13 protein-coding genes and 1 other annotated feature are annotated in these 19,822 nt (G+C 44.2%); of the genes, 8 read left to right on the top strand and 5 right to left on the bottom strand.

Going from position 1 to position 19,822, the window contains the following annotated elements:
* Positions 1-3: 3 nt before the first annotated feature.
* Complete coding sequence (locus M3191_RS16340) at positions 4-636, bottom strand: GNAT family N-acetyltransferase (RefSeq protein WP_251701436.1); 633 nt, start codon at positions 634-636, stop codon at positions 4-6.
* 179 nt (positions 637-815) lie between these two features.
* Between M3191_RS16340 and acsA the strand changes: the two genes are divergently transcribed.
* Positions 816-2,534, top strand: a complete 1,719-nt coding sequence (gene acsA, locus M3191_RS16335) for an acetate--CoA ligase (protein WP_251701435.1) — start codon at positions 816-818, stop codon at positions 2,532-2,534.
* Positions 2,535-2,595: 61 nt separating this feature from the next.
* Here acsA and M3191_RS16330 read toward each other — a convergent pair whose 3' ends face one another.
* Positions 2,596-5,526: a transglycosylase domain-containing protein gene (locus M3191_RS16330; RefSeq protein WP_251701467.1), complete on the bottom strand. Its 2,931-nt coding sequence runs from the start codon at positions 5,524-5,526 to the stop codon at positions 2,596-2,598.
* Positions 5,527-5,686: 160 nt separating this feature from the next.
* Positions 5,687-5,892, top strand: a binding site (T-box leader).
* A gap of 150 nt (positions 5,893-6,042) precedes the next feature.
* On the opposite strand from M3191_RS16330, the gene tyrS reads away from it, so the two are divergent.
* Positions 6,043-7,308 (top strand): tyrosine--tRNA ligase, encoded by a 1,266-nt coding sequence (tyrS, locus tag M3191_RS16325; protein WP_251701434.1) that lies wholly within the window; start codon positions 6,043-6,045, stop codon positions 7,306-7,308.
* A gap of 232 nt (positions 7,309-7,540) precedes the next feature.
* On the opposite strand, the gene M3191_RS16320 is transcribed toward tyrS, so the two are convergent.
* Positions 7,541-8,368 carry a Ku protein gene (locus M3191_RS16320; RefSeq protein WP_251701433.1) on the bottom strand — a complete coding sequence of 276 codons (828 nt, stop codon included), beginning with the start codon at positions 8,366-8,368 and terminating at the stop codon, positions 7,541-7,543.
* 101 nt (positions 8,369-8,469) lie between these two features.
* Here M3191_RS16320 and M3191_RS16315 point away from each other — a divergent pair, with 101 nt between their 5' ends.
* Together M3191_RS16315 and M3191_RS16310 are read left to right on the top strand one after the other, a co-directional pair.
* A complete protein-coding gene (locus tag M3191_RS16315; RefSeq protein WP_251701432.1) occupies positions 8,470-10,311 on the top strand; it encodes a DNA ligase D in 1,842 nt (613 codons plus the stop codon).
* A 92-nt stretch (positions 10,312-10,403) separates the two neighbouring features.
* The gene (locus M3191_RS16310) at positions 10,404-11,996 is read left to right on the top strand and encodes a long-chain-fatty-acid--CoA ligase (protein ID WP_251701431.1); all 1,593 of its coding nucleotides are present in this window, start codon (positions 10,404-10,406) and stop codon (positions 11,994-11,996) included.
* A gap of 69 nt (positions 11,997-12,065) precedes the next feature.
* Here the strand turns inward: M3191_RS16310 and rpsD are convergent, their stop codons facing one another.
* Positions 12,066-12,668: a 30S ribosomal protein S4 gene (gene rpsD, locus M3191_RS16305; RefSeq protein ID WP_251701430.1), complete on the bottom strand. Its 603-nt coding sequence runs from the start codon at positions 12,666-12,668 to the stop codon at positions 12,066-12,068.
* 342 nt (positions 12,669-13,010) lie between these two features.
* Between rpsD and M3191_RS16300 the strand changes: the two genes are divergently transcribed.
* Positions 13,011-14,855 carry a sensor domain-containing diguanylate cyclase gene (locus tag M3191_RS16300; protein ID WP_251701429.1) on the top strand — a complete coding sequence of 615 codons (1,845 nt, stop codon included), beginning with the start codon at positions 13,011-13,013 and terminating at the stop codon, positions 14,853-14,855.
* Between the two features lie 95 nt (positions 14,856-14,950).
* Complete coding sequence (gene megL, locus M3191_RS16295; RefSeq protein ID WP_251701428.1) at positions 14,951-16,162, top strand: methionine gamma-lyase; 1,212 nt, start codon at positions 14,951-14,953, stop codon at positions 16,160-16,162.
* Between the two features lie 43 nt (positions 16,163-16,205).
* On the opposite strand, the gene M3191_RS16290 is transcribed toward megL, so the two are convergent.
* On the bottom strand, positions 16,206-16,688 hold the full coding sequence (locus tag M3191_RS16290) for a GAF domain-containing protein (protein WP_251701427.1): 483 nt from the start codon (positions 16,686-16,688) through the stop codon (positions 16,206-16,208).
* 210 nt (positions 16,689-16,898) lie between these two features.
* Here M3191_RS16290 and ezrA point away from each other — a divergent pair, with 210 nt between their 5' ends.
* Both ezrA and M3191_RS16280 read left to right on the top strand, forming a co-directional pair.
* The gene (gene ezrA / locus M3191_RS16285; protein WP_251701426.1) at positions 16,899-18,593 is read left to right on the top strand and encodes a septation ring formation regulator EzrA; all 1,695 of its coding nucleotides are present in this window, start codon (positions 16,899-16,901) and stop codon (positions 18,591-18,593) included.
* A 95-nt stretch (positions 18,594-18,688) separates the two neighbouring features.
* Positions 18,689-19,819, top strand: coding sequence for a cysteine desulfurase family protein (locus tag M3191_RS16280; protein ID WP_251701425.1), 1,131 nt, complete (start codon positions 18,689-18,691; stop codon positions 19,817-19,819).
* Positions 19,820-19,822 lie beyond the last annotated feature (3 nt).

The following is a 19,822-nucleotide window of genomic DNA, read 5'->3' as shown; positions in this document are numbered from 1 at the left end:
CCATCAATACATGAATCTATTCATGAAACGAAGACTGTCAAACTGTTGAATCGATTCCTGATCTACCCTATTGCCGATCCTCGCCATAAGGCAGTTCGCGGGATGTGAGCTTATTTCCGGATCATCGGTCGCATAATATTCCAACCCGCCCGCATTCATCATCTTCTCCATCACTTTCCGGTATTCCCATACATTCAGTTTTGTCCCTTTCAAATCCCAGTGCCAATAATATTCGGTCGTCAGAATAATATAGTCCTCCATTGCATCATCCATCATGGATACTTCGAGCAGCGCCTTACCGACTCCGCCGCCCCTATATTTCGGAATTACTTCAATGGCTCCTAATTCAATTAGATTCTCCATCTTGCCTTTCGACCATCTTTCCAGCGGATCGGGATACAAATACGTTGCATACCCGACGATTTGGTTCATATCACGGACGATGATGATCCGTCCTTCCGGGAGATCGGCGATTTCGATAAGTGCCTTGTGCTGCTGTTCAGGCGGTCTGAAGGAGATCAAATGTTCATGGAATTCAAGGTTTGCCAATTCATTGCCGGGAATCGGGCCTTCAATGATCAAGTCGCCATTCTTATGTTTGACTTCCATCGCGTTATACGTTTTCCTATGTTCCAACCTACTCACCGTCCTACAATTAAATAGACCTTATTCACAGTATACAACAATTATCTCCAAGGCAAATAGCTTCTTGATAACAAATTAAACAACAATACTAAAAATATTAATTTATTAGCAAATAAAGAAATAATAATGTAGAATAATAGAGGTAAATGTTTGACGAAAGGGTGATAGGAATGGAAATCAATAACTTGCCTGTAATGCAGGGGGATTATCAATTACAGGATTATGACCAAACAGCGAGGGATTTTAAATGGTCTGACGCAGAGAAGGAATTCAGCTGGCATGAAACCGGACTCATCAACATTGCGCACGAGGCTGTAGATCGTCATGCGAATTCCTATCGGAAAAACAAAGTGGCGCTCTTTTACAAAGATGCATCGCGCAAAGAAGCATATACGTATAACGAACTGAAACGAATGTCCAATAAAGCTGCAAATGTACTGACGAACCATTCAACGTTGGAAAAAGGGGATCGGATATTCGTTTTCATGCCCCGTTCTCCTGAGCTGTATTTTGCAATACTGGGAGCATTGAAAATGGGGACGATTGTCGGGCCGCTCTTCGAAGCATTCATGGAAGGTGCGGTATATGATAGGCTCTCCGACAGCGAAGCGAAAGCGATTGTTACGACTCCTGACTTGTTGGATAGGATCCCTGTATACAAATTGCCTCATTTAAAAACAATCTTTTTAGTTGGCGAAAATATTGAAGAAAATGATAAGCATATAGATTTTAACAAACACTTGAAGAATGCGTCTTCCCACTTTAAAGTAGAGTGGCTGGATAAGGAGTCTCCGACGCTGCTCCATTATACGTCAGGCTCCACTGGTAAACCGAAAGGCGTTTTGCATGTGCAAGAAGCGATGGTGCAGCAGTTGCAGACGGCACGCTGGGTATTGGATTTGAAAGATGAGGATGTTTTTTGGTGCACAGCGGATCCGGGATGGGTTACTGGCACGGCGTACGGGATCTTCGGACCGATGCTGGCAGGTGCGACATCACTGATTGTCGGCGGAAGATTTTCTACGGACAGCTGGTACGAATCCATTCAAGAGTATGGTGTAACGGTTTGGTACAGCGCACCAACTGCTTTCCGGATGCTGATGGGCGCCGGTGCGGGACCGTTGAAGAAATACGACCTTTCATCATTGCGCCATATTCTTTCAGTCGGAGAACCGTTGAACCCTGAAGTCATCCGTTGGGGGATGGAAGTGTTCAAGCTGCGGATCCACGACACTTGGTGGATGACGGAAACAGGTGCCCAAACGATCTGCAACTTCGGCTCGTTGCCGATTAAAATGGGGTCAATGGGGAAAGCCGTTCCGGGAATTGAAGCGGCGATCGTTGACGACCGGGGGCAAGTATTGCCGCCGAATAGGATGGGTAATTTGGCCATCAAAAAAGGTTGGCCTGCAATGATGCGTCAAATTTGGAATAACCCTGAGAAGTATGATTCCTATTTCTTGAATGATGAATGGTATGTTTCCGGGGATTCTGCCTATATGGACGAGGACGGTTACTTCTTCTTCCAAGGACGGGTCGATGACGTCATCATGACGAGCGGCGAACGAGTAGGACCATTCGAAGTGGAGAGCAAGCTCCTAGAGCATCCGGCAATTGTCGAGGCGGGAGTCATCGGGAAGCCCGATCCGGTCCGTGGTGAAATCATTAAGGCCTTCGTTGCCCTCCATGAAGGATATGAACCTTCCGAGGAATTGGAGAATGATATCAAGCAATTCGTCAAAAAGGAACTTGCCGCACACGCTGCACCAAGGGAAATTGAATTTAAGGATAAGCTTCCGAAGACGAGAAGCGGAAAAATCATGCGCCGTGTGTTGAAGGCATGGGAACTGAATTTGCCGACAGGCGACTTATCGACGATGGAAGATTGACGGTAGATATAATGAAAAGGGACTCCCGGATTATTGCGGGAGTCCCTTTCAAATTTACCTGTTACTCATCGTCATCATCGTCTGAAGGAGGTTTATTGCCTCCTCCGTTGTTGTTGCCGTTTCCGTTGTTTCCATTATTGCCATTTCCGTTTCCATTGTTACCTGTACTTCCATCATCATTCCCGCTGCCTTCATTGCCGTTACCGTTATCTCCGCTATTGCCTTCATTCCCTGGAGGTGTCGCGGGAGGTGTATCCCCGTCATCCGGCGTTTCCGTAGTAGGTGGCGGCTCCGGGCTGTCTACAATGACGATATTGGAACCCCCTGATAACAGTCCGGTAATATCAACGGCTCTGACATAATAATCCCCCGGACCGACAGCTATCGAATTGGCGGATCCATCTCTGACGGTCGCAATCCGTTCATTGTTCCGGTACACATAATAACCGATAACGTCATTTGAAGGCGACTCCGACCAAACCAATGTCGATCCGTTAAGCGAGGCACTGACTCCTGCCGGCGCCGCGTCATCGGCAGTAAATGATGCGCCCGATACAACACCTGAAGCAAATACGGACATGGATGGGAACAGCTTCGAAGCATCTCCGCCCCATGGTCCAAGCATCCGGTCGATGAATGCCTGGTTGACTCCTGTTCCGCCTGAGACGATAAATTCGGCAGGCGTAGAAGGTAGCGCCATGTAACGGCTGCCTTTGACGGAGACATAGGAAGCATTGATAATACTGTCATCCGGTTCTGTCGGAAGCATTGCTTTTGAATTGAACAAGTCCGACCTGACCAATCCAGCAGATGTACATGCTTCTGACGGAGCCAATCCGGAAATACCGCAAAATGGTTTCGAAACGACTCCTTCCGGCTGTTTGAATGTGCTGCCTGCACCGACCAGGTCCGGCCTCACTGCATTTGCAGCATTCATCAGTCTTCCAAACAGCATCGTTGTACGTGTTGTCGGGTGCATTTGCCCTGATCCCCGCGTATATAATTTCCGTGACAGGTCGTAATAGCCGAACCATATTCCAAGTGAAACGTTCGGGTTATATCCGACGAGCCAAGCATCCGCGTATTCATTCGTCGTACCTGTCTTCGCGGCCATGTCAGTTTTGAAATTCATGAAGCCGGGCAATTGCTGACCCGTTCCGCCAGGCTTCAGAACGTCTCGGAGCATATCCGTAATGATATAAGATGTTTCGGGACTGAATACATCGACAGGATTAATTTCATGTTGATAAACGACATTGCCAGCCATATCCTCTATACGTTCTATGATATACGATTGTATGAACTTGCCGCCGTTTGCAAATGTGGCGAATGCATTTGTGTTTTCCTTAACACTTACACCGTTTTTCATTCCTCCGATAGAGGTGGAGTAGTTTGTGTAGTCCTCCTTATGCAGTTGACTGAAATTCATTTTCTCTAAAAACTCAGCAGGCCTTCTGTCCACAATCTCCTTATACAATCGGGCCGTTGGCAGGTTCAGTGATTCTGCTAATGCTTTCCTTGCAGGAATGATGCCATTTTCTACATTGGCAGTATAGTTTGCTGGGGCCCAACCGGGAATTTCAAATTTCACATCGACGACAGGGCTTCCTGCACCGATCACCCCGTATTCAATCGCGGGTGCATAGACGAGAAGCGGTTTCATCGCTGAGCCGTTTGACCGATGAGTTTGCGTAGCATAGTTCGTATTAATAAGTTGGTGATCGCGTCCTCCGATGAAGGAAAGGATCCGACCTGTATTATTTTCAATCATGATCGCACCAACTTGAACGGGGTTATCCTTCAGAATGGTTTCCCCAGTGCTATAATCCTTCTCTTCACGTGTATACGTGAAACCGTAATGTTCGAATTCCTGCCCCACTTTATTCATTGCATCATAGAGGTCTTTTTCAACAGTTGAATAAATTCGGTATCCACCAGTACGCATTGCACGTTCTGCAAGGATCTTATATTTTTCCTGTACTTTTTCATCTCCATCAACCCGTTCCGGATCGATGCCATCCTTTTCTGCCAAGACTCTAGCAAGAATTTCAATTGTCTCCCCTTGGATTTCCTGCGTCAAATAAGGATATCTCTCGGTTGCGCGCTCTGTCTTTTCGCGAAAGTCTTTTGTGATATCGTAAGCGATCGCTTCTTCATATTGCTTATCGCTAATATATCCCGTTTCCTTCATACGGAAAAGGACCGTTTTCATCCTGTCGATTCCCGGCTTAATGTTTTCATCATTCTTCAAGCCGCCGCCATAATAGTTGCTAAGAAAAGGTGTATAAGCGAAAGGCGCTTGCGGAATACCCGCGATATAGGCAGCTTGTGGAAGATTAAGCTCTTTTGCAGTAACTCCAAAAATACCTTCCGCTGCAGTTTCGATCCCCGCAATATTTTGTCCCATTGCATTTCTTCCATATGGAATAATATTTAAGTAGGCTTCCAGGATCTCATCTTTTTCCATGAAATGTTCTAGCCGCATGGCGAGCAGGATTTCCTTCGCCTTCCGTTCATAGGAAACTTCATTCGTCAAAATCTGGTTTTTAATCAATTGTTGGGTGAGGGTCGAGCCCCCTGTCTGACTGGAGGAATTCGTCACGTCCTGAAAAAGTCCGCGGAAAATCGCTTTTGGGACAATTCCTTCATGTGAATCAAAGTATTCGTCCTCAGTTGCTAAAACGGCATCGATGACAAATGGAGAAACATCCTTCAATGTCGTTTCCTTCCGTTCAATATCGGCGTTTACTTTACCTAAATAAATGTCTTTAGCAAAATAAATCTCAGATGTCTCTTCATAATTGAAGATGTCTCCCCGCATTTCAGCCTTGGAGCGAAGCGGTTCTTTTGCGACTAGTGATGCAAAATATCCTGCACCGACTGAGGCGGCAAAAACCCCAAGAGTCAGACCGAAAATGAGGAAGAGCAGGAAAAGGTTCCAAATGACTCCAGATGTGATGCGAAGCCCCTTTGCCCATCCTTTTTTCTTCATTGATTCAAACTTTTCTTCTATAAGATCTATCCTGTTTTTACGTTTTTCGCTCAAGTTTTCATCCCCCCTAAAATCCTTCCTATTATAGCACATTTCGTGGAAATCAATAGAAAATGTTTGACAAATCGATATTTTAGATTACAATAAGTCATATATCATTTTTCACATGGTGAGAAAGCCGGAGTAGTAACGGTCGATCCGTCTAGAGAGGCAGCGGTTGGTGCAAGCTGTCCGGTACATCGTTTACGAATTACAGCTTTGGAGTGTGACGCGTACGCAGCGATAATGCGTCTTCAAGCGGAGAATGAATATATTCTCAAGCCGGGTGGTACCGCGTTATTTGACTAAATGTCTAACGTCCCTGCATGATTCAGTTGAATCGTGTAGGGGCTTTTTTTACTTGCTAAAGCAAGTCAGCCTCCGGCGGATGTCACAGATTTTGAATTGCGCAAGCGCAATTCAAAATCTGGACGCAATTACGCCGAGGCGTAATTGATTATATTTGGAGGGATTTTAATGAAAAACGGATTGTTGGAAGATTTGAAATGGAGAGGCCTGCTGTATCAACAGACAGATGAGGAAGGTCTAGAAAAAGTACTAAATGAGGAAAAGATTTCATTATATTGCGGCGTTGATCCGACGGCAGACAGCATGCATATTGGGCATATCGTTCCGTTATTAACATTACGTCGTTTTGCGTTGCATGGCCACCGTCCGATTTTACTGGTGGGTGGTGCGACAGGGATGATCGGTGACCCATCTTTCCGTGCCGATGAACGTCAGCTTCTAACAGAAGAACAAGTGGATCAAAATGTGGCAGGCCTTCGTAAGCAATTCGAAAAGTTATTTGACTTCAATGGTGAGAATGGTGCAGTCCTCGTTAACAATAATGACTGGATGGGCAACATGAGCGCCATCGATTTCCTTCGAGACTATGGAAAATTGCTTAGCGTTAATTATATGCTTGCAAAAGAGAACGTTTCATCAAGGCTCGAAACAGGAATCTCTTTTACCGAGTTCTCTTATATGCTTATTCAAGGCCTCGATTTCAACCATTTGTACAATAATTACGGCTGCCGTGTGCAAATCGGCGGTTCTGACCAATGGGGCAATATTACAACAGGCCTTGAGATTATCCGGAAGACGCATGAGGAAGAAGCGAAAGCGTTTGGCATCACGATCCCACTCGTTACAAAATCGGACGGCACGAAATTCGGGAAAACAGCAGGCGGCTCCGTCTGGTTGGATGCTGCAAAAACGTCCCCTTATGAGTTCTACCAATTTTGGATCAACACGGCTGATGCGGACGTTATCAAGTACTTGAAAATCTTCACATTCATGTCCCGTGAAGAAATCGAAGCGTTGGAAGTTTCTGTCCAAGAGGAACCGCATTTACGGAAAGCGCAGCAAGCACTTGCAGAAGAAATGATGCGCCTCATCCACGGCCAGGAAGCGCTCGATCAGGCAATCCGCATTTCAAAAGCATTATTCAGCGGAGACTTGAAGGCGTTGACAGTTGCGGAAATGAAAGATGCATTTAAGGACGTACCGACAGCTGAACTGGAGAAGGCGGATACGAACATCGTCGACTTCATCGTCGAAGCCGGTGTTTCTTCTTCCAAGCGGCAAGCACGCGAAGACGTGACAAACGGCGCCATTTCCTTGAACGGTGAAAAAGTGACGGATATCGCATATGAAGTCACTGCAGCAGACCGTTTGGACGATGCGTTCACGATTGTGCGCAGAGGGAAGAAAAACTATAAAATGGTGAAATTCATCTAATGCAAAAAGGCCATCCTTTAGGGGAATGGCCTTTTTGTATCCTTGGAAATGGGGGAGTCGGTGGTAAATGTCCGAGAATCGGTGGTAAACAGTCGAGAGCCGGTGGTAAAGTACTCCGAGTCGGTGGTAACCCTCCGAGAATCGGTGGTATATGCCAAATCGGTGATAACCCATCCCAAGTCGGTGATAAACGCCTGAAATTCGGTGATAACGCGTCCCCCTCGCAGACCTTTTACGCTTTCATCTTCGCCGCCGCTTTTTTCCGTGGTGCTGGCTTCTTCTTTTTCGTCTTATCAAGCGATGCTTGCAACGCTGCCATCAAATCGGTCGTATTGGAAGGTGATATTGCCTGTTTCTCCAGTTTTGCGACAGTCACACTACCCGATTTTTTCTCTTCAATTAATTCCATGAGAGCAGTTCTATACTCGTCCGTATACTTATCGGGATCGAACACTGTCGTCAATTGATCAACTAACAGAAGTGCTGTATCGAGTTCTTTTTTCACAACAGAGTCTTCAGCCGGGATATTCGGTACATCTCCCACATTGCGCACCTCATCCGGGAAGTGGATCGTTTCCATTAACAAAGCGTCTTTATAGACCCGGACGACTGCTAACTGCTCCTTCGAACGGATGATAATCTTCGCCACACCGATTTTTCCGGATTCTTTTAGAGCCTTCCTCAATAAAGCATACGCCTTGCCGCCATTCGCATCGGGCGCCATGAAATAGCTCTTTTCAAAATAGATCGGGTCGATTTCCTCCAACTTTACAAAATCAATGATCTCCACAGCTTTGTCTTCATTTTCTTTCTTCAGCTTTTCGAGTTCCTCATCATCGAGTACGACAAACTTGTTTTTCGTATACTCATACGCTTTCACTATTTCTTCGCTCTTCACTTCTTTATCACAAATTGGGCATACTTTCTGATAGCTTATCGGTGAATGACACTCCTTATGAAGCTGGCGCAATTTAATATCGTTGTTTTCCGTGGCCGTATGAAGCTTGATCGGAATATTGACAAGACCGAAACTGATGCTGCCTTTCCAAACTGTATGCAATGAAATCACCCGCTTTTATTCTTAGTATGGAAAGCTGGCTCATTCTTATGTATACGAAATCCGATTCATCAAACACTAACAAAAACTTGGAGCGATCTATGATGAAACCGATGTTAATGATGGATGCAGAAGAAATGCCTGTCGGGAAAGATTGGCTATATGAAACGAAATACGATGGATTCCGAGCGATTCTGCAATGGAGTAACGATGGGATTCAGCTATTCAGCAGAAACGAAAAACTATTGAATGATATATTTCCGGAAATTATCGAGAATTGCCGCCGCATTGAACATTTGATTAAACCGTTTCTCCCGATTACATTTGACGGGGAATTGGTCTGTCTTCAAAACGATTTTAGTAGTGAATTTTCCATCGTGCAAACGAGGGGAAGGATGCGGAAAAAAGAAGTGATTTTCCGGCATTCTAGAGTATTCCCTTGCCAATACATCGTCTTCGATCTTTTATTGCTAAAAGGAAAAGATGTTTCCGGCACTGTACTTGAAAAGAGGAAAGTGCAACTGAAGAAGTGTTTTGATCAGATCGGGCTGCCGACTACTGTGCGTTATCGACACGATAGTCTAATTCAATTAATAGAAACGGTTACAGATGAAAAGGAATTATGGCGTCAAGTCCGGCTGAACAATGGAGAAGGGGCAGTCGCCAAGCGGAGAGAAAGTATCTGGAGTCATGAAAAACGGACGAATCAATGGTTGAAAGTAAAAAACTGGCGTCAAGTCACAGTCATTATAACGAAATATGAACAGGTAAACGGATTTTTCACAGGTGCAATTTATAGAGGAGGTCAGCTATTTGAGGTAACGACATTCAAGCACGGAATGTCAGATGAGGAAATGAAGACCCTAAGTGAGTTGTTTCTCGCAAACGGACACCATATTGGAAACTCCGTTTACAAAATCGAACCATCCATTTGTGCAAATATAAATTGCATCAGCTTTGACGGGAAACATCTGCGCGAACCGAGGTTCCATTCTTTTCAGTTTGAAGTGAATCCCGATGACTGCCAGTGGCGTCAATTGCTTAGGCAAGTGAACCCGATTCCAGAGAATATCCAAATTACTCATCCTGACAAACCGGTTTGGCCGAAACAAGGCTTGGTGAAAGACGATTACTTACTTTATTTGCAATCGGCGGCACCCTTCATGCTGCCATTCATGAAAGAACGGCATCTAACCCTAATCCGCTTCCCTCATGGCGTGCCGGGCGAAAAATTTTATCAGAAAAGCGTACCTGACTATGCTCCTGACTTTGTGAAGACATCAAGAGATGAGGACATTGACTATATCGTCTGCAATGATATTACAACTTTGCTATGGCTAGGGAATCAGCTTGCGATCGAATACCACATTCCATTTCGAACGATTGATACAAAAATGCCGACCGAAATCGTCTTTGATTTAGATCCGCCTTCCGTCGAGGAATTTTCACTTTCTGTAGAAGCGGCAGTTCGCTTAAAAGTAATATTTGATCAGTTCAAACTGACATCATTCGTCAAAACATCCGGCGGCAAAGGCTTGCAAGTATATATCCCGCTCCCATTCAATACATTCACATACGACGATACCCGCATCTTCACAAAATTCATCGCTGATTTCCTATGCGACCAAGAGCCGCAATGGTTCACAACTGAACGTCTGAAAAAGAACAGAGGAAACAAACTTTATCTGGACTATGTACAGCATCACGAAGGAAAAACAATCGTCGCTCCATATTCCCCTAGGGGAAATGAATTGGCTACGGTTGCCACGCCACTGAATTGGGAAGAGGTTGGTGCTTCATTACGGCCGGAACAATTTACAATCAATAGTGTAGTGGAGCGAATGAAAACGATTGGGGATCCGTTCCGTGAATTCAGGCAAGTGGGTGAGAAGCAAGCTTTTGCAGTCGTGCTTGAACAGTTGAAAGATTTATTGAGGGGGAAATAGCCCCCCTCTAATTTACAAAAGGCTGAATTTTGTGATAGTATTTATTTTATAATTGCTATGATTTCTTACGTATGATAATAGGGGGGATATCCATGGAAGTACCATTACTAGTAACACAGTTTTTAGATCATGCCGTTAAACTCTATGGAGATAAAAAAGCGGTGATCAGTGAAGACCGGGTATTTACTTATCGGGAAATGAATGACCGTGTCAATCAGTTATCAGACGGCCTTCGTAAGTTAGGAGTAAAAAAAGGCGACCGTGTAGCATTTTTAGCACCGAATACAGTAGAAATGCTAGAAGGTTTTTATGGTGTGTTTCAGTTGGGTGCTGTCATGGTACCATTGAATATCCGACTAAAACCAGAAGATTATCTCTATATTTTAAATCATAGCGGATCAAAAGTTTTGTTTGTAGATCAGGACTTGTACAATCTAATCCTGCCAATTAAAGAAAAGCTGGAAACGGTTGAGGAGATCATTGTCCACTATTCTGACGGCTCCTGTGATGAAATGAATTATGATGAATTCTTACAAACTCATTCAAAAGCAGCATTCCAACGTGAAGCTTTGGAAGAGACGGATGTGTGCAGCTTGCTATACACGAGTGGAACAACCGGAAAACCAAAAGGCGTGATGTTGACACATCGAAACAACTATCTTCATGCTTTGACATGTATGCATCATTTGCGGGTAACGGATCAGGATGTCCTTGCACATGTATTGCCGATGTTTCACGTTAATGGTTGGGGCTCCCCGTTCTACTACACTGCTAATGGAGCAACTCAAATCTGTTTACGAAAAGCCTCTCCGAAAAATATTTTTGATGCGATAGAGAAACACGGCGTTACCGTCATGCATATGGCTCCGACGGTCCTGAATTCCTTATTGCAATACTACGATGAAAATCAGTTGAAACTTGAGCAAAACACCCGTGTATTTATAGCGGGATCGGCACCGCCGACAACGTTTGTCACTCGAGTGGAAGATGAGCTAGGGTGGGAGTTTATTCAAGTGTATGGCATGACGGAATCTAGTCCGTTAAGTACCATCTCAAGAATCCAAACTCACTTCAAAGATTTCACAAAAGATGAAGAGTCCCGTTTAAAAGCAAAAGCGGGGCATCAAATGATTGGTACTGATGTAAAAGTCGTAAATGATTTGGGGGAAGAAGTGGCTTGGAATGAAAAGGATATTGGAGAACTCATAGTCCGTGGAAATGGCGTCATGAAAGGTTATTGGCGAAATGAAGAAGCGACAATGGAAGCCATCCGTGATGGCTGGCTATATACAGGTGATATGGCTGTTGTAGATGAATATGGAACTATAGGAATCGTCGACCGGAAAAAAGACGTCATTATCTCCGGTGGAGAAAATATATCTTCTATTGAAGTCGAAGGGGTTTTGTATGACCATCCAGCTATTCTGGAAGCGGCAGTAATTGCAGTTCCCCATGAAAAGTGGGGGGAAACACCTCATGCCTACGTTGTTCTACGTTCAGGGCATAACGCCACAGAAGAAGACCTAATTCAATTTACAAGAGACAAACTCGCCCATTTTAAAGCGATTACAGGAGTCACCTTTGTTGATGAACTACCTAAAAATGCTTCTGGAAAGATTTTAAAAGTGCAGCTGCGCAATGACTATTGGGAGTCGGTAGGTAAAACAGAGAAATTTGTTAACTAAACTACTAGTAAAACGTAGAAAAAACCCCGAAATTGCAAATGCAATCTCGGGGTTTTCATAAGGAAGCGATTAACGAGAGTAGTACTCAACGATAAGAGCTTCGTTAATTTCAGCAGCAAGTTCGCTGCGTTCAGGCATACGTACGAATGAACCGACTTTAGTGTCAGCATTGAAAGTAACGTACTCAGGAACATAGTTGTTCACTTCTAGAGCTTCGTTTACAACATCAAGGTTTTGAGATTTTTCACGAAGAGAGATCTCTTGACCAGGTTTTACGCTGAAAGATGGGATGTCAACGCGTTTGCCATCAACTAGGATGTGACCATGGTTGACGAGTTGGCGAGCTGCACGGCGAGTGCGTGCAAGACCCATGCGGTAAACGATGTTGTCAAGGCGAGTTTCAAGAAGGATCATGAAGTTCTCACCGTGTTTACCAGGCATTTTACCAGCTTTGTTGAAAACTGTTTTAAATTGACGTTCGTTCACGCCGAACATGAAACGAAGTTTTTGTTTTTCTTGTAATTGCATTCCGTATTCGGAAAGTTTTTTACGTTGAGTAGGACCGTGTTGTCCCGGTGCGTAAGGGCGTTTTTCGATTTCTTTTCCAGTACCGCTTAGCGAAATGCCAAGACGACGGGAAAGTTTCCAAGATGGACCTGTATAACGAGCCATGAAAGACTCCTCCTCTGTTTTGGTTTTATTTTGTTGTAAAATAAGAACCAGATGCATTCAATCCGTGTGCCATTCTATAATCTTGCATCCTCGCCTCAGCAGCCACGAGGTTACGCGATGCACCTTACTAAAAGGAATAGACTGGACAGCATGGATCATACAACTGCTGCAACTATTTTACACAAGGAACATCATAACAATTATACGGATGTGAGTCAAGCTCTTTTCCTCGCCGTCCGAATATAGGAGTAGAATCGATGTAAAAACTATTAATAATAGGTTGTATGTATTAGAATGATGGAATAGGTAGAAATACAGGGAACATGAATGAGGGTGATGGAAATGAACGTTCATGAATTGTCTTTATATGAATTGAAATGTTCCATTTTTGATTTATTGTCTAGTCTTACTGATGAATATCCTTTAGGAGAAACACTCGTCAAGTTCAAAGAATTATTCATGAAGCAATTTGAAATTAAGGATGCAGAAATACTGCTGTACGACAATAATCGTTTTACACCGCTATTGAATACTGCACCTTCTCATAACAATTGCGGACCGGAAACATATGCGAAAGACCATCCAATCTTCAATGTGTCATTCATCTCGCATTCTTCAGATAGGGAATATGAGTTTGCGGACGATTCGCTCATCATCAGGAATGTCCATCTTGCTCCTCTTGCCGCACTTCTATTCAGGGCCAGTGATAAATGGCATGAATTTGCCCAAACGCCTCACTTGAAAGCGCTGAAAAAAGCGTTCGGCACATTCATTGGCCAAGTTGTACAAATGCATAAGATTTCGGAGAGCGAGAAGGCATATAGGCATCTATTTGAAGTGGCTGAACTTTTCAACTCTACGATGGAAAGTGACGTCATTCTTGACGGCTTGATGGAAGCGGTATGCGGCTCTTTTCCGGCTTACGACGTCGATCTGCTTCTTTCGAATGAACAGATAGGGAAGACGGATGAGTACCGGTTGTTTGACTATGCTAATGAAAGAGTGTCTGCAGTCGATGCATTCCTCTCAGGGGATTTGACGATTGAGAACGCCGTTGATATTGCAAGCAGTCTACTGAATGCGCCCATTCGTGGAAGGCAGGGGATTTATGGCATACTGCAGATAACTGCTCCGAAGAACACTGAATTTACGATTGCGCAGAAGAGTTTTATCCGATCGATGGCGAATGGCGCAGGAAATGCACTTGAAAACGCCAGTCTCTATGACCAATCCCATCGCCTGGTGGATGATCTGCAATTAGTGAATGAAGCGTCAAGGAAGTTGAACAGCAATTTGGATCTAGATGAAATGATCGCTTTTCTCAAAGACCAGTTTATGCATGCATTCTACCCGCATGAAATGGCCTTTGTCTTTTATGAAGAACAATGCAATTACTCCATCTCGCATTCTTCCACGCCACTCTTCAAAGAAATGGCAGGTAAAAGGTATCTTGATTCAGTTTCGGCACGTTTCAGAAAAGGGGAAGAGGCAGTTTTTGACGCCAATATAGATGCGGATCATATCAATGAGTTCAAATCACTTGTGGCCCTTCCAATCAGCAATGGAGGCGAGGTGATCGGATTTGTAATCCTCATGCACCGGGAAGAATATTTTTTTTCATTTGACAGTTTCAAATTGATGCGTTCCCTCATCGGCCATTCATCTCTGGCGATCTCCAACATCATGCTGCGTGATCAGTTGCAAGAGCTTGTTAATAAAGATCATCTAACTAAATTATTCACCCGTTCGTATTTAGATGAAATTGTTACAGCAACGATTGAAAGAGAGGAATCCGGCGTATTCATCCTGATGGATGTCGATGATTTCAAATTGGTGAATGACTCTTACGGTCATACGACAGGGGACTTGGTATTGCAACAGATCTCGGCATTTATCCTCTCGAAAGTGGAAGGTCGGGGAATCGCCAGTAGATGGGGTGGTGAGGAAATCGCAGTCTTCATGCCGTCCGCAACAGTCGAAGAAGGTCTCAACTTGGCCAAGCAACTTGTCGAAGGAATCCCTGAGGCCACCGATCCGCGTGTGACAGTATCGATTGGCTTGAGTGGTTGGTCTCCGACTGACGGAAAATCGTATAAGGGGCTTTTCCAAGCGACGGATCATGCTCTTTATCACGCGAAAAACAATGGGAAGAATAGGTTCGTTCTCCATGAGCAGCTTCAGCGCTAAAATGACGCTGAAGTTGCTCTTTTTCTTTTTCATGAAAGAGGGTAAAATGAAAACAGGAAATGTAAGTGCTTACATTACAGAAGGGCGGAATGGAAATGAATAAATCGAAACTGCACAAAGACACGCTCGTAATCCATGAAGGCTATGATGATACTGAACATCATGGCAGTTTGGCTGTGCCACTCTATCAGACTTCGACATATTCTTTTGAAACTGCAGAACAAGGGGAGAAGCGCTTCTCGGGTGAGGAGGCGGGCAATATTTACTCACGGCTCGGCAATCCAACAGTACGTATACTTGAGGAAAGGATGGCCGCTCTTGAAAATGGGGCAGGTGCCCTTGCTTTCGGCTCCGGAATGGCAGCGGTCAGCTCCATACTTGTCCACTTGACGAAAGCGGGCGACCATATTATCTGCTCCAGGGGAATCTATGGATGTACATTCGGTTTACTAGGAATCATGAAAGAGAAATATAATATTACCCATAGCTTGATCAGCATGACGACTGAGGAAGAGATCGAAAAGGCAATCACGCCGGAAACGGTATGCATTTATGTGGAAACACCGATCAATCCAACGATGGAATTGGTAGACTTGGAAATGGTCTGTGATGTAGCTCGGAAACATGGATTAGTCGTCGTCGTGGATAACACATTCACTTCCCCTTATTTACAAAACCCCATCGATTGCGGAGCGGACTTTGTCTTGCATAGCGCAACGAAATATATTAACGGTCATGGAGACGTGATTGCTGGACTGCTTGTCGGAAAAGATGCCGGAGAGATGCAAAAGCTGAAGATGACCGTTCAAAAGGATTACGGTGCGATCATGTCTCCGTTCGACGCATGGTTGCTAATCCGTGGATTGAAGACGCTGCCAATCCGGATGGAAAGGCATACGGCAAATGCCGAAAAACTACTTTCCTATTTGAAAGGCAAAAAACTTGTCGAAAATATCTATTATCCTTTCGATCAAAGCAATCCGCAATTTGAAATTGCCAAGCGACAAATGAAAGCTGGAGGCGGGCTTATTTCATTTACAGTAAAAGGCGGTAAAGAAGGCGCGCAAACATTCATGGATAGCCTCTCGTTGATCAAAATAGCCGTCAGTCTTGGTGATGCTGAAACGCTCATTCAACATCCAGCTACGATGACGCATTCTGGCGTCCCGGAGGCTGCTCGCCTGCAAATGGGCATTGAAAATTCCTTGCTCCGTCTATCTGTCGGTCTCGAACACGCAGACGATCTCATTGCCGACTTGGAATCAGCGTTTATCATCCTGGAACAAAATCATTCCACCCATGCATGAAAATTGCCCGGCGTTGAAATTCGCCGGGCAATTTTTCATTCACTCATATATGGTTAACAAGCACATTCACAAATTGCTCTAGCCCCGCTTGATCATCTTCATTAAAACGATCATACTCCGGGCTGTCGATATCGAGAACCCCGATCACTCTGCCGTCTTTCATCAAAGGAACGACAATCTCTGAACGTGATGCAGCATCACATGCGATATGGCCCGGAAACTGATTGACGTCAGGAACCAAAATGGTCTCCTGTTTTTGCGCTGCAGTCCCGCATACACCTTTCCCTAGCGGAATGCGAATACAAGCAGGCAATCCTTGGAATGGTCCGAGCACAAGCTCATCCTCGCCATCCATCATATAAAAGCCGACCCAATTGATACGATCAAAAAATTGATTGAGCAAAGCCGATGCATTGCTTAAATTTGCATAGCGGTTGCTCTCTCCTGAAAGTAAGGCATCCAGCTGTTTTGCCAGTTGTCCATACTTCTCCTTCGGAATATCCGAATAATTAGTTGCAGTAAACAAAATAGCACCCCCTGAATATAGTCTCATTAAGTATAAGTCTCTCATGAAAATTCTACAAATTTCGCGGAATTTAGCGCAGAAAACAACTTTTTCCCTATAATTCGCCCAAATTCATATGAAAAGGCTTTAAACATGTTACTATATAAGATAATATTGTTGTATCCAGCAGTTAAAAGTATATTTCAGTGACTTCGGAATAGGGGGATCACAATGGTGAAATACTTCATCATTCCAATTATTGTTCTACTTGTACTTATTACCATCGCCTTTTTGTTCAGGCGTAAACATATTAGCGAAATCAACAAACTGGAACATGAAAAGATGCAAATTCAAAACAAACCGATTTTTGAAGAGATGATGAAAGTAAAACAACTGAATATGACAGGCGAAACTGAGGAGAAATTCGAGCGGTGGAGAAATGAGTGGACCGAAGTCGTCGATGTACATATGCCAAAAATCGATTCATTGCTCTTTGATGCGGAAGATATGATTGATCGTTTCCGGTTTAAAAAGGCGACGGCAACGGAAAAAGAGATCCAGGAAAAAATCCGCGACTGTGACAAGAGGAAAAACGACATATTGGACGAGCTGAATGAATTGATCGGCAGCGAGGAAAAGAACAGGATTGAAATGGAAAACCTCCGCGAGCAATACAGATTGGCAAGGAAATCAATTTTAGCCCATCAGCATTCTTACGGAATGACAGTCGTCCCATTAGAGAAAGAACTTGAGTCCTTCACTCCTAAATTCGAGCAATATGATGAATTGACGGCAAATGGAAATTATTTGCTTGCACGTGAAATTGTCATCACCCTATCTGCAAAAGGGGAGAGGCTGTCGACGCTTATCCATGAGATTCCTTCATTGCTGACGGAACTTCAAAACAAGATGCCGGCTTCCATACGGGAATTGCGGATTGGAATCAAGGAAATGGAAGACCAATCCTATAACTTGGCACATCTTGACCTGCATCATCAGTTGGATGAAATCGAAGAAGGAATCGGCGAACAATTGACGAGATTGGCCCATCTTGATATCGATGCGGTACGGCAAAACGTTATGGATATGAACGACCGTATCGATACATTCTACGATTCATTGGAAAAAGAAGTGAATGCCAAGCATTATGTTGATTTTCATTTTGCTGAAATTGAAGAATCGCTCGATGCCATCATACAATTAACTAGGGAAACATCCGATGAAGCCGTCTATGTGCAACAAAGTTACCGGTTGGATGAAAAAGAAGCGAAATTGCCTCAAGCAAGCTTGAAAAGGTTGGAAACAATCCAAAATCGTCATGACACGTTGAAAATCATGATGGAGGAAGAAGACTCGGCCTATTCCTACATACAAGCGGAACTTAAAGGAATTTCCGATGAGCTTGAGGAAATCGCGGAGGAACAAGAAAGTCTTGCCAACCGGATGAAAAATCTTCGGATAGACGAAAATACTGTCAGGAACAAGCTGGCTGATCTAGCACGGGAACTGCAAAATGCTGATCGGAAGCTTCACAGAGGCAATATTCCAGGCATTCCGGATGAAATGGATGCTAGGCTTGAAGAAGCGGAGGAACAGCTTTTCCTAGTAAGCCAAAGCTTGCAGGAAATTCCGTTGAATATGTCCGTTGCTGAAAGCTATTTAGCGAATGCGCAAAACGTTGTAAAAGAAGTGAATGAAAAAGTCGAGGAGCTTCTTGAAAACGTGATGCTCGTAGAGCGGATCATCCAGTATGGAAACCGCTACCGTGCATCCAATCCGGAAATGCACGAAAGATTGCTCGATGCAGAAGAATCTTTCCGGCAATTCCGCTATGCGAAGGCATTGGAAGAAGCGGCTACAGCTGTGGAAGCAGTCGAGCCGGGTGCAATGAAGCAAATTGAAGAAATGTTGAAGGAACAAGTGTAATATAAGGAAGTAATTGATAGTTGGTTGACAGTAACAAGCCACCGGCATACTAATTGCGGGTGGCTTTATTGCGCCAAAAAGGAAGGGAAATCCATATGATTTATTTTGATAACAGTTCAACGACACGACCGGATGAGAGCGTACTCGAATCTTTCATTGCCGCAAATATGAAATATTATGCGAATCCCGCTTCGCTCCATGTGTTAGGAAGGGAAGCTGAAGCTTTATTGAAGCGTTCGAAAGAACAAATGCTAAAGCTTATCGATAATGAAAGCGGAGAAGTCGTACTCACGTCGGGTGGAACGGAAGCGAATAATTTGGCCATTCTAGGCATCGCTGAAGCATATCGTTCGAGAGGCAATCATGTGATCACAACTCAAATCGAACATCCTTCCATCTTGAATGCATGTATAAAGTTGGAAGAGATCGGATTCGAAGTGGACTACTTGGCAGTGGACGCCCAAGGACTAATCTCGATAGAGGAATTGGAGAAGAAGCTTAGAAAGGACACCATCCTTGTCAGTATCATGCATGTCAATAATGAAATCGGCACAATCCAACCGATCAGGCAGTGCGCCGAATTGATCAAAAAAAGCAGCCGTGCAGTTTTTCACTCGGACTGCGTCCAAAGTTTCGGGAAGCTGCCTGTCAGCATGGAATCATTAGGCCTGGATGCCATCACCGTCTCAGCGCATAAGATGAATGGATTGAAAAACTCTGGTGCTTTGTTTTTGAAAAAAAACGTTACACCACACGCAATCAATTTCGGCGGCGGTCAAGAAAATGGCTTGAGAAGTGGTACAGTTTCAGTTCCGAATGCTGTTGCTATGGCAAAGGCGATGAGAATGAGCACTATTCATGAAGACAGTGCAGATTATCGGGAGTGGCGGAATCTGTTGATAGATGCATGCAGTTTGTATGAAAACATACGCATCCTTTCGCCGCATCATGGCGCGCCGCATATTCTATCCATTTCGTTCAAATCGATCAATGGAGAAGTGGCCGTGAATTACTTCCAGGAACATGGCATCATCATATCGACTTCAAGCGCCTGCTCCTCGAAAAATAAAAATGCGGGACATGTCATCGAAGCAATTGGATTGGAAAATAAATTTAAAAACGGTGTCATCCGAGTCAGCTTCGGCAACACTAATACAAAAGACGAAATCGCCGAATTCATAAAAGTGCTTAAAAGCTTTATGGAATTGATTGAGAGGGGAATGTAACTA

This window comes from Sporosarcina luteola, from assembly GCF_023715535.1.
Classification (GTDB): domain Bacteria; phylum Bacillota; class Bacilli; order Bacillales_A; family Planococcaceae; genus Sporosarcina; species Sporosarcina luteola_B.
Note: the sequence above shows the minus strand (reverse complement) of the source record. Positions and strands in the feature narration are given on the sequence as shown.

Bases quoted from the DNA above. Each gene is read 5' to 3' on its own strand.
- acsA (WP_251701435.1), top strand. From the start codon at position 816: ATGGAAATCAATAACTTGCCTGTAATGCAGGGGGATTATCAATTACAG.
- M3191_RS16300 (WP_251701429.1), top strand. From the start codon at position 13,011: ATGAACGTTCATGAATTGTCTTTATATGAATTGAAATGTTCCATTTTT.
- M3191_RS16310 (WP_251701431.1), top strand. From the start codon at position 10,404: ATGGAAGTACCATTACTAGTAACACAGTTTTTAGATCATGCCGTTAAA.
- ezrA (WP_251701426.1), top strand. From the start codon at position 16,899: ATGGTGAAATACTTCATCATTCCAATTATTGTTCTACTTGTACTTATT.
- tyrS (WP_251701434.1), top strand. From the start codon at position 6,043: ATGAAAAACGGATTGTTGGAAGATTTGAAATGGAGAGGCCTGCTGTAT.
- rpsD (WP_251701430.1), bottom strand. From the start codon at position 12,668: ATGGCTCGTTATACAGGTCCATCTTGGAAACTTTCCCGTCGTCTTGGC.
- M3191_RS16315 (WP_251701432.1), top strand. From the start codon at position 8,470: ATGAAACCGATGTTAATGATGGATGCAGAAGAAATGCCTGTCGGGAAA.
- M3191_RS16330 (WP_251701467.1), bottom strand. From the start codon at position 5,526: ATGAAGAAAAAAGGATGGGCAAAGGGGCTTCGCATCACATCTGGAGTC.
- megL (WP_251701428.1), top strand. From the start codon at position 14,951: ATGAATAAATCGAAACTGCACAAAGACACGCTCGTAATCCATGAAGGC.
- M3191_RS16280 (WP_251701425.1), top strand. From the start codon at position 18,689: ATGATTTATTTTGATAACAGTTCAACGACACGACCGGATGAGAGCGTA.